Source organism: Roseiarcus sp., assembly GCF_049514155.1.
Taxonomy (GTDB): domain Bacteria; phylum Pseudomonadota; class Alphaproteobacteria; order Rhizobiales; family Beijerinckiaceae; genus Roseiarcus.
Genome location: NZ_JBEKVH010000022.1, coordinates 26408 through 35824, shown reverse-complemented (window position 1 = coordinate 35824; position 9417 = coordinate 26408). Strand labels below are relative to the sequence as shown.

Below are 9417 nucleotides of genomic sequence, written 5' to 3'. Positions count from 1 at the left end.
ATCCTGACCCAGGTGATGGTCACCGGCATTCTCGGCGTTGGACAGACGCTGGTGATCCTGACCGCCGGCATCGACCTGTCGATCGGCGTCATCATGGTGATCTCGTCGGTGGTGATGGGCCGCCTCGCGGTGTTCGATGGCGTTCCGACCATCCTCGCATTCCCGATCGGCCTCATCTGCGGCGCATTCTTCGGCGGCCTCAACGGCGTGCTGGTGACGCGCATGCGGATGCCGCCGTTCATCGTCACTCTCGGCACGCTGTCGATCATCGGCGCTCTCAACACGTTTTATTCGCAGAGCGAAACGATCGGCATGCAGGACATTGAGGACAAGGCCTACTTCCTGCAAATCATGGGCAATCAGCTCGAGGTGGGCACCGCGCGCATCATGTGGGGCACCTTCCTCATGCTGCTGATCGCGGCGGTCTTCTGGTACGTGCTCAATCGCACCGCCTACGGCCGCCACCTCTATGCGACCGGCGACGATCCGGAATCGGCGCGGCTCGCCGGCATCAACACCGACCGCATCCTGTTCAGCGTCTACACGCTCGCCGGAATTATCGCTGCGGTTGCGGGCTGGGCGCTGATCGGCCGCGTTGGCGCAATCAGCCCGACCGCCGGCGAGAACGCCAACCTCGACAGCATCACCGCGGTGGTGATCGGCGGCACCAGCCTGTTCGGCGGCCGCGGTTCGATGGTCGGCACGATGGTCGGAGCGCTGATCGTCGGCGTCTTCCGCTCCGCCGTGTCGCTCGCCGGACTCGACGTGCTGTGGCAGGAATTCGCCATCGGCGTGCTGATCATCGTCGCCGTCGCGCTCGACCAGTGGATCCGGAGGGTTTCGAAATGACCGCCGAACCAATCTTGCAGGCGCGCGGCCTGGTGAAGCGGTTCGGGCGCGTCGTCGCGCTCGACCAAACCGACTTCGACCTCTATCCCGGCGAGATCCTTGCCGTGATCGGCGACAACGGCGCCGGCAAGTCGACGCTGATCAAGGCTTTGTGCGGCGCGATCACTCCGGACGCGGGCGAGATTCGCCTCGCCGGCGAGATCGTGCATTTCAAGTCGCCGATCGAGGCGCGCGAGGCGGGCATCGAGACTGTGTACCAGAACCTCGCTTTGTCGCCGGCCCTGTCGATCGCCGACAACATGTTCCTCGGCCGCGAGATCCGGGTGAAAGGCGGGATTGGCGGACTGTTCCGGCTGCTCAACCGCGCCGCGATGCAGAAGTTCGCGCGCCAGAAGCTCAACGAAATCGGCCTGATGACGATCCAGAACATCAATCAGCCGGTCGAGACGCTTTCGGGCGGCCAGCGCCAGGGCGTCGCGGTCGCCCGCGCCGCCGCCTTCGCGCGCCGCGTCATCATCATGGACGAACCGACAGCCGCGCTCGGAGTCAAGGAATCGCGCCGCGTGCTCGAACTCATCCTCGACGTCAAGCGGCGCGGCCTGCCGATCATCCTCATCTCGCACAACATGCCGCACGTGTTCGAAGTCGCCGACCGCATCCACATCCATCGGCTCGGCCGGCGGCTCGCCGTCATCGACCCGCGCAAGCAGACCATGTCGGAAGCGGTGGCGATGATGACCGGCGCGCTCGCCCCGCCGACGGAGCAGGCCGCCTGAGCCGAGCGACTCCTGTCGCAGACCGGCGTCACGTATCGATTCTGGTCAAATCCGCGTTCGGTCACTGGCGGCTTGCACATGACGCGAGCCGCCGCCTATCCTGGCTCGCCGCGCGCGGCTCAGGCATCGCGTCGAGCAAGGAGCCTCCTTTCATGCACTATCGTCCGCTTGGCCGCACCGGCCAGTTCGTCTCGGAAATCTGCCTCGGAACCATGACATTCGCCGGCGGCGCCGGGATCTGGCGCGCCATCGGAACGGTCGATCAGAAGGGCGCGACGGCGCTGGTCGAGCGCGCACTCGCCGCCGGCGTCAACTTCATCGACACCGCCGACGTGTACTCGGAAGGCCAATCCGAGGTCATGCTCGGCCAGGCTTTGCGCGATTTGAAGGTCAATCGCGAAGACGTGATCGTCGCCACCAAAGTGCGCGGCCGCACCGGCGCCGGCGCGAATTCAGTCGGCCTGTCGCGCGGCCACATCATGGATCAGATCGCCGGCAGCCTGAAGCGGCTCGGCCTCGACCACGTCGACCTCTATCAGATCCACGGCTTCGATCCGGTCACGCCGATCGAGGAAACGTTGCGCGCGCTCGACGATTGCGTGTCGCGCGGGCTCGTGCGGTCGATCGGCTGCTCCAATCTCGCCGCCTGGCAGATCATGAAGGCGCTGGGGATTTCCGAGCGGCGCGGCTTCGCCCGGTTCGAGACGGTTCAGGCCTATTACACCATCGCCGGGCGCGACCTCGAGCGCGAGATCGTGCCGCTGGTCGAGGATCAGGGGCTCGGCGTGATGGTGTGGAGCCCGCTCGCCGGCGGCCTGCTGACCGGCAAGTTCGCGCGCGAGGGCAAGGGACCGGAGGGGGCGCGCCGCGTCGCGTTCGACTTTCCGCCGGTCGACAAGGACCGCGCCTTCGCCATCGTCGACGCGATGCGGCCGATCGCGGAGGCGCACGGCGCGTCGGTCGCGCGCGTCGCGCTCGCCTGGCTGTTGCAGCGCAAGGGCGTGATGAGCGTCATCATCGGCGCCAAGACGATCGAGCAGCTCGACGACAATCTCGCCGCCGCCAAGCTGACGCTCAGCGCCGAGGAGATCGCGACGCTCGACAAGGCGAGCGCCCTGCCGCCCGAATATCCGGGCTGGATGATCGGGCGCCAAAGCGAGGGCCGCGTTCCGGCGGAGAAATAGGCTAGCCCTCGGACTGCGCCGAGCGCGGCAGCGGCGCCTCGTTGAACAGGCCGGGCACGACATAGGCGACGGCGACGGCGACGAACAGGGCGAGCGCGCTCACCGGGCTGATCGCGGCGACGAGGATCGAGACGAGATAGACGATGTTGGCGGCGCGGTTCTGCCACCGGCGCGCTCGCGCCGCCGCCACGAATTCCGCATCGTCGCGCCTTTGGGCGACGATGGTCGAGTAGGTCAGCATGAACGCGAGCCCGCAAGCGAATTGCAGCGCCGCGTAGACCATCGTCGCCAGCGGCGAAATGTGCGTCTTGCCGACATAGGCGGTGGCGAACGGGATCAGCGACAGGCAGAGCAGCAGCGCGTTGTTGGCCCAGATCAGGCTCACCGTCGCCTGCCGCGCCGCCATCATGATCGCGTGATGGTTGATCCAGTAGATCGCGACGAAAGCGAAACTGACGACATAGATGGCGAAGGACGGCCACAGCTTGGTGAGCGCGGCGAGGTCGTCGCTCTCCGGCGCCTTCAGGTCGAGGACCATGATGGTGATGATCACGGCGAGCACGCCGTCGGAAAAAGCCTCGAGCCGCGCCTTGGAAAAGGCGTTCTCCGCTTGAGCCATAGGCGCGTTCCCGTCCGGCGGCTGAGAAGCAAGCCGATCCGGCGACGATAGGGCGCCGGCGCGCGCGGCGGCAAGCCCGGCGGCGGTTCCGTCGCGGCGAAAAATCGCTATTGTGCGGCGCTGATCGCGAAGGGGAGGACAAGATGGCGCGTAAAGTCTCGTGGGGCGTGCTCGGCGCAGCCGATATCGGCCTCAAGCGGGTTATTCCCGGCATGCAGCGCGGCGAGGTCGCGCGCGTCGACGCGATCGCGTCGCGCGATCTCGCCAAGGCGAAGGCGGCGGCCTTGACGCACGGCATCGCCAAGGCCTACGGCTCCTACGAGGAACTGCTCGCCGACCCGGCGATCGAGGCGATCTACAATCCACTTCCCAACGAGCTGCACGTCGCCTGGACCGTCCGCGCGCTCGACGCGGGCAAGCACGTGCTGTGCGAGAAGCCGATCGCGCTTAACGCCGACGAGGCGAAAGCGCTCGTCGCCGCGCGCGCACGGACCGGTAAGCTGGTCGCCGAGGCGTTCATGGTGCGCCATCATCCGCAGTGGCGGCGCGCGCGCGAGATCGCGCGATCGGGCGCAATCGGCGAGGCGCGGGCGATCCAGACTTTTTTCGCCTATCGCCTGCTCGACGCCGACAACATCCGCAACAAGCCGCCGGGCGGCGGCGCGCTCTACGACATCGGCTGCTACGCGATCCTGACCGCGCGCTTCGTCTTCGGCGCCGAGCCGACCCGGGTCGTTGCGAGCCTCGACGTCGATGCGAAGTTCGGCACCGATCGACTGGCGAGCGCGCTGATCGAGTTCCCCGGCGGCCGCCATCTGACCTTCACCTGCGCCACCCAGATCCAGGACTATCAGCGGGTGACGATCGTCGGCGAGGCCGGCCGGGTCGAGGTCGCCGTTCCCTTCAACGCGCTGATCGATCGGCCGATGCGCATCACGATCGACAGCGGCGTCGATCTCGTCGGCGGCGGCGCCAAGATCGAGGAATTCCCGACCTGCGATCAATACACGCTGCAAGGCGACGCGTTCTCGCGCGCCGTTCTCGGCGAAGCGCCGCTGGAATTCCCGATCGAGGACGCGATCGCCAACATGCGCGTCATCGACGCGCTGTTCCGCTCGGCGAAGAGCGGCGGCTGGGAGAAGCCGTAGACGGGCCCGACAACAGCACGGCGGCGAGAATGAACGCGCCGCCGGCGATCTGCAGCGGCGTCATCCCCTCGCCGAGCACGGTCCAGGCGGCGAGCGCCGAAAACGGCGGCTGCGCGAGGATCACCAGCGCGATGACGCCGACCGTCACGCGGCCCATCGCCGCCGAGGTCAAGCCCTGGCCCAGCGCGTGGACGCCCAAGCCCAGCAGCGCGGCGATCATCCAGCCGAACGCACTCGACGGAATCAGCTTCTCGCCGTGGAGCCACGCCGCGACGGCGAGGACGACGGCCGAAATCGCCGCCGACCACAGCGTCGCCCGCACGGCGTCGAGCCTGACACGGACCTGCTTGATCAACAGGAGATAGCTCGCATAGGCGATCGACGAGCAGAGAGCGAAACAATCGCCGAATCCGATTCGATTCGGCGCCGCCATTCCGGCCATCGTCCACGCGCCCAACAACGCCAACCCAAGCGCCAGCCAGATCCGCGACGGCGAACGCTCGCGGAAGAACAGCACGCCGCCGACGACCGTGACGATCGGCCCGACCGCGCCGATGAAGGCCGCATTGGCGATCTTGGTGCCGGTCAGCGAGATGTGGAAGAAGCCGATGTTGAGCGCGAAGGCGAGGCCGGCGAAGATCAGCGGGCCGAGGGAACCTCGGAGGTTCGCAGCGTCACGCTTGTCGCGCCGCGCCAGCCTAGCCCACGCCGCCAGCGCCGGCACGGCGAGCGCCAGCCGCCAGGCGCCGGCGGCGAACGGTCCGACGTCGATCAGGCGCACGAGCACCCCCGACCAGGCGGTGATCAACGTTCCCACGATCATCGCGAGGACGCCGGAGCGGTCGACATTCGAAGGCAGGAGGGGGAGCGCGCCTTCAAGGCGCGAACTGACGGACATTGGCCACTCGATAACTGATTTGCGCGGACGATGGCCGGCGCGAGATCAAAATCGCGCGTTTGTGAACGAAGGATGCGGCCTGAAGGCGCCGGCTCGACGGACAACGCTCGACTAGGCGCGGCGGTTCGGAGAAGCCGTCGGCGGCCCGGCGAGCCCGCCCAACCAGGCGATGATCGCCGCGCCGAAACCGGCGGTGGGCGGGATCGAGGACGATCCGGGGCCGCAAGCGAGGGCGGACGCGCCCTCATCCGGCGGCTTCGCCGCCACCTTCTGCCGCGAGGCGGGAGAAGGGACTGGCCGTCAAGCGGGGCGTCAAGTTTCGTCAAGTCTTGTCAAGTCTTGGCGACGGCATAGCCTTTACGAGTCAATGGCTTGCGGCGCGTCAAGGGCGACCTTGGCGATCGGCGAGCCGTCTTCGCCCGGCGGGGCGTCGCGCCGCTTGAGGTTAATTCGCGCTCCCGCACCGCGCAGCGGCGGCCGGCCGGGGAGAGTAGGGGCGCTTGGGTCACGGGTCGCCTCCTTCGGCGCGCTCCGACTGGCTGTGGAAACGACGAAGGAGTGGGATAGTATGTATTCTGTAGAACAGAAAGAGATTCCGGCCTTCGGGGGGCGTGGGGGCGTTTCAACGATCGCCTTGCGCCCTACCTTGCCGTTCAGTCGGAGGTCGTAGCGCCTCCGAAGTGGACATTGAAGCAAAGGCTGTCGGGCCTATTGATGCAGTCGGCGGTGACTGTTGGTCGCGGTGATTCACAAGCTTTGCAAGCGATTGGATTTCATGCATAACGCCGTTCGCACCAGAGACGCGCCAAACAGGAGACGACATGGCCAAGACTATTGCACGCTCGAAGAAGACGCCAATTCGGCGACCTTGGTCGAAAGACGACGTCCGCCTGCTTAAGGGTATGGCTCGCAAGGAACCGGTCGCAAAGATTGCGAAAGCTCTCAAGCGAACAGAGGCCGCAACGCGTCAAAAAGCGACGAACCTCGGCGTCTCGGTCAGCATGACGCGTAAGAAGCGAGCGTCCGCTAAAACGCGCTGAGATGGCGCGCGAGTCGGCAAACCGCGCCTTACGGCATCAGTTCGGCAAGCACGGGGCTTAGAGGCTGATCCATCAGCTTCTCAATCCGCTCGGAGAACCGAATGGTGTGGCTTTGCCGAACGTGGTTTTCAAACGCCGCCAGGCCACGCCAGCGCGAATGGACTTAGAATTCCTCCGGATCCTTGATCGATTGGAACGCATGGTCGTCAAGACATCCCGGTTCGGCGCGGGTTGGAACCTGGACGTCGTGGATCGCTTTCTTCATTTCGCGCTGAGCGCCCGGACGTCCTTGAAGTCTGGCGAAGAGGTCGATCTCCATCTCGCCTGCTCTGCTATGATTTGACCGAAGCGAACCATCGCGCCGAGTTCTCAGCTTCGTCTTCTATCGCGCGCCCGGAAAGCGAGAACCCTTCGCGCAGGACCGGTCGCCTCGGAACTCCTTTGCGTAGTGCGGCTTAGAACGCCTGCGCCGACTCTTGTCGTCCTTTGCCGCTTCGCGTCCCTCCACGCGGCGCCACATCGAAAAGTCGGCGATTTGGCGAGCGTCGACGGACAAAACTCGGCAAGTGCGCGTCAGCTTCGCGCCCATCGACGCCATTCTGCAGCAATGGATCGTTCCTCGAACGCCGACACTATGCCGGCCGCGGAGCGGGCCGCTTGGGTAGTCAGGTTCGTGTAAATTGCTGCGATCGACCGATTCCGATCCTGCCGCGCTTCGACGCCGTGCGGAGATCGCCAAGTTTTGTCGCAGCGCCGACCTTGCCAATTTTTGACGACGGAAAGGAACAGCGAGATGCCGTCATTTGTCGCCTGCGCGGCGCCGTGATACCCCTGAACACCCTTCGCCGATCTTCTTAAAGGCGCAGGCGAAAAGAATAGTTTTGGGAGGAATGTCCGATGGTGACGATGTTCGTGAGACACACGGTCTCGGACTATAAGACTTGGCGCAAAATCTACGACGATTTCGCCCCGATTCAAAAGGCGAATGGCGTAGAAGCCCAAGCCGTATACCAAGCGGCCGACAACCCCAACGATATCACGGTGACCCACAATTTCGCCACGCGAGAGGCCGCGCAAGCCTTCGTCAAGAGCGAGGAGCTGAAGAAGGCTATGCAGAAAGCCGGGGTGGTTGGCGCGCCAACGATTTGGATCACCAGCAACGCGTGAGCGGCTTTACCGGCTTTATCGCGCCTCTCTGGAAGTCGATGCGCCGGCTTGCGGCGCGTCGCGACCCGCTCGACAAGCTCCGCGCGGCGTCGATCACCTCGCCTAAACTGTCGTTTCGACCGCGCGCTTCGAGAAAGTGCGCGCGGCGAAATAATGGCCGGCGCGCGCCCATGGTGGAGACTGGGCGGCGTTTCAAACGATAAATCTCCGCGACGGGAGGAAACACAATGGCCACCTATGTAACGCTTTACACTTTCACCGACCAAGGTGTGAAAAACATCAAGGATACGGTCAAGCGCGTGGAAGCCGCCAAGAAGGCTGCGGCGGCGGCCGGGATAACGATCAAGGAAATCGTCTGGACGCAGGGGCAGTACGACTTGGTCGCGATCTCGGAAGCGCCTGACGATGTCGCCGGCGCCGCATTCGCTTTGAATACGGCAAAGGCCGGCAATGTTCACATCCAGACGTTGCGCGCCTTCACGGCGAAAGAGATGGAGAAGATCTTGGAGCACGTCGCTTAGCTTCAAACTGCGGTGACATTGAAGGGGACGGACCGCTCCGCTTCGTCATGACAATTGGCGAGGCGTTGCACTTTACACGCGACGCCTCGCTCGCTGACCCGGATCGATCCCGGCGAAGCAACGCCAATCGGGAGCTTGCGAGGCCGATCGGCGTACAAGCCCGCGCTGATCGACAGTCCAAATCATCACGATGGCGTCCGCCCCGTGCGAAGCGCGCGCTTGCGTTTGCGTCCGGCGTCGCGATACGACGACGGGGCTGCGCTATTCGTATCAAATCCCCACTGACCGCCGAACGAACTTCGGCGGGCGACGGCTCCAATTCCTCCGACCGGTTCGCCATGCGTCCCGCCGACCCTCTCGACAATCCAATCTGGTCCGCGCTCACCGGGCCGCAGGCGAGCATGGCCTTCGGAGCAGGACTGGCGCGCCGGTTCGCGCCAGACGTTTCTCCGCTCGCCGGGCTTGCGGCGCCGACTGCGCAGGCCTTCGCCGATCTCGCCGCGTTGGCGATCCCCGGCGCGCGCTTTGCATTTTTCTCGCCCGATCTGCTCGACCCGCCGCCAGAATGGAGCCTCGCGCACGCAGAGGCGCTCGATCAGATGCTCTGTCGCAAGCAGACGCCTCGGCGCTCGCGCGAGCCCTGCGCGATGCTCCGGTTGGGCGATTCCGACGCCAGCGAAATGCTGGCGCTCGCGGGCCTGACAGCGCCAGGCCCTTTCTTAACCCAGACGCACAGGATGGGGCGCTTCCTGGGCGTGCGCACCGACCGCGGCGTGCTCGCCGCCATGGCGGGCGAGCGTTTGCGGTTGGCCGATTATGTCGAGATCAGCGCCGTCTGTACGGCGCCTGAATATCGCGGACGCGGCTACGCCGAGGCGCTCATGCGCGCGCTGGCCGACCGGCTCCACGCGGAGGGAAGGACCCCGATCCTGCACGTGCTGCCGGCCAACCCCGCCCGGCGGCTGTACGAGGCGATCGGATTCGACCTGCGTCGCCGCCTGCGCCTGACGATCGCCGTTCGCTCTTGAAGGCTTGGCGATCGTCCCAAACTGCGCAAGGTTCTTGATAGCTTCATGCCTCGGTTCGAGGTCGCTCGTCGCCCGGTTTTCCGGGGCCGCGATCTTGCCCGGCGGGGTCAATGCGGCGCGGTTGAGCCGCCGCCGCTCTTCCCCTCCCGCCCCGCCCGTGGCAATAGGCGGTCCCCCGCGCGAAGGG

At 65.6% G+C, this 9417-nt stretch carries 11 protein-coding genes; 8 read left to right on the top strand and 3 right to left on the bottom strand.

Features of this window, described 5'->3' with window-relative positions; all coding sequences use genetic code 11:
• The 3 genes from ABSF49_RS05315 to ABSF49_RS05305 all read left to right on the top strand — a co-directional run.
• Nucleotides 1-849 (top strand): ABC transporter permease (locus tag ABSF49_RS05315; RefSeq protein ID WP_424111591.1); only part of this gene is annotated, 849 nt, incomplete at its 5' end.
• Nucleotides 846-1625: an ATP-binding cassette domain-containing protein gene (locus tag ABSF49_RS05310; RefSeq protein ID WP_424111590.1), complete on the top strand. Its 780-nt coding sequence runs from the start codon at nt 846-848 to the stop codon at nt 1623-1625. The genes ABSF49_RS05315 and ABSF49_RS05310, both read left to right, overlap by 4 nt.
• 152 nt (nt 1626-1777) lie before the next feature.
• Nucleotides 1778-2809: an aldo/keto reductase gene (locus tag ABSF49_RS05305; RefSeq protein ID WP_424111589.1), complete on the top strand. Its 1032-nt coding sequence runs from the start codon at nt 1778-1780 to the stop codon at nt 2807-2809.
• Between the two features lies 1 nt (nt 2810).
• On the opposite strand, the gene ABSF49_RS05300 is transcribed toward ABSF49_RS05305, so the two are convergent.
• A complete protein-coding gene (locus tag ABSF49_RS05300) occupies nt 2811-3428 on the bottom strand; it encodes a TMEM175 family protein (RefSeq protein ID WP_424111588.1) in 618 nt (205 codons plus the stop codon).
• Nucleotides 3429-3571: 143 nt separating this feature from the next.
• On the opposite strand from ABSF49_RS05300, the gene ABSF49_RS05295 reads away from it, so the two are divergent.
• Nucleotides 3572-4576 carry a Gfo/Idh/MocA family protein gene (locus ABSF49_RS05295; protein WP_424111587.1) on the top strand — a complete coding sequence of 335 codons (1005 nt, stop codon included), beginning with the start codon at nt 3572-3574 and terminating at the stop codon, nt 4574-4576.
• On the opposite strand, the gene ABSF49_RS05290 is transcribed toward ABSF49_RS05295, so the two are convergent.
• Nucleotides 4524-5474 (bottom strand): DMT family transporter, encoded by a 951-nt coding sequence (locus ABSF49_RS05290; RefSeq protein WP_424111586.1) that lies wholly within the window; start codon nt 5472-5474, stop codon nt 4524-4526. The two genes, ABSF49_RS05295 and ABSF49_RS05290, sit on opposite strands and share 53 nt — an antisense overlap.
• Nucleotides 5475-6295: 821 nt before the next feature.
• Between ABSF49_RS05290 and ABSF49_RS05285 the strand changes: the two genes are divergently transcribed.
• Nucleotides 6296-6514, top strand: a complete 219-nt coding sequence (locus tag ABSF49_RS05285) for a hypothetical protein (RefSeq protein ID WP_424111585.1) — start codon at nt 6296-6298, stop codon at nt 6512-6514.
• A gap of 163 nt (nt 6515-6677) precedes the next feature.
• Here ABSF49_RS05285 and ABSF49_RS05280 read toward each other — a convergent pair whose 3' ends face one another.
• Nucleotides 6678-6833 carry a putative quinol monooxygenase gene (locus ABSF49_RS05280; protein ID WP_424111584.1) on the bottom strand — a complete coding sequence of 52 codons (156 nt, stop codon included), beginning with the start codon at nt 6831-6833 and terminating at the stop codon, nt 6678-6680.
• A 578-nt stretch (nt 6834-7411) separates the two neighbouring features.
• Here ABSF49_RS05280 and ABSF49_RS05275 point away from each other — a divergent pair.
• From ABSF49_RS05275 to ABSF49_RS05265, 3 genes are all read left to right on the top strand, one after another.
• Nucleotides 7412-7681 carry a putative quinol monooxygenase gene (locus ABSF49_RS05275; protein WP_424111583.1) on the top strand — a complete coding sequence of 90 codons (270 nt, stop codon included), beginning with the start codon at nt 7412-7414 and terminating at the stop codon, nt 7679-7681.
• Between the two features lie 227 nt (nt 7682-7908).
• Complete coding sequence (locus ABSF49_RS05270) at nt 7909-8202, top strand: GYD domain-containing protein (protein ID WP_424111582.1); 294 nt, start codon at nt 7909-7911, stop codon at nt 8200-8202.
• A gap of 47 nt (nt 8203-8249) precedes the next feature.
• Nucleotides 8250-9230 (top strand): GNAT family N-acetyltransferase, encoded by a 981-nt coding sequence (locus ABSF49_RS05265; protein ID WP_424111581.1) that lies wholly within the window; start codon nt 8250-8252, stop codon nt 9228-9230.
• Nucleotides 9231-9417 lie beyond the last annotated feature (187 nt).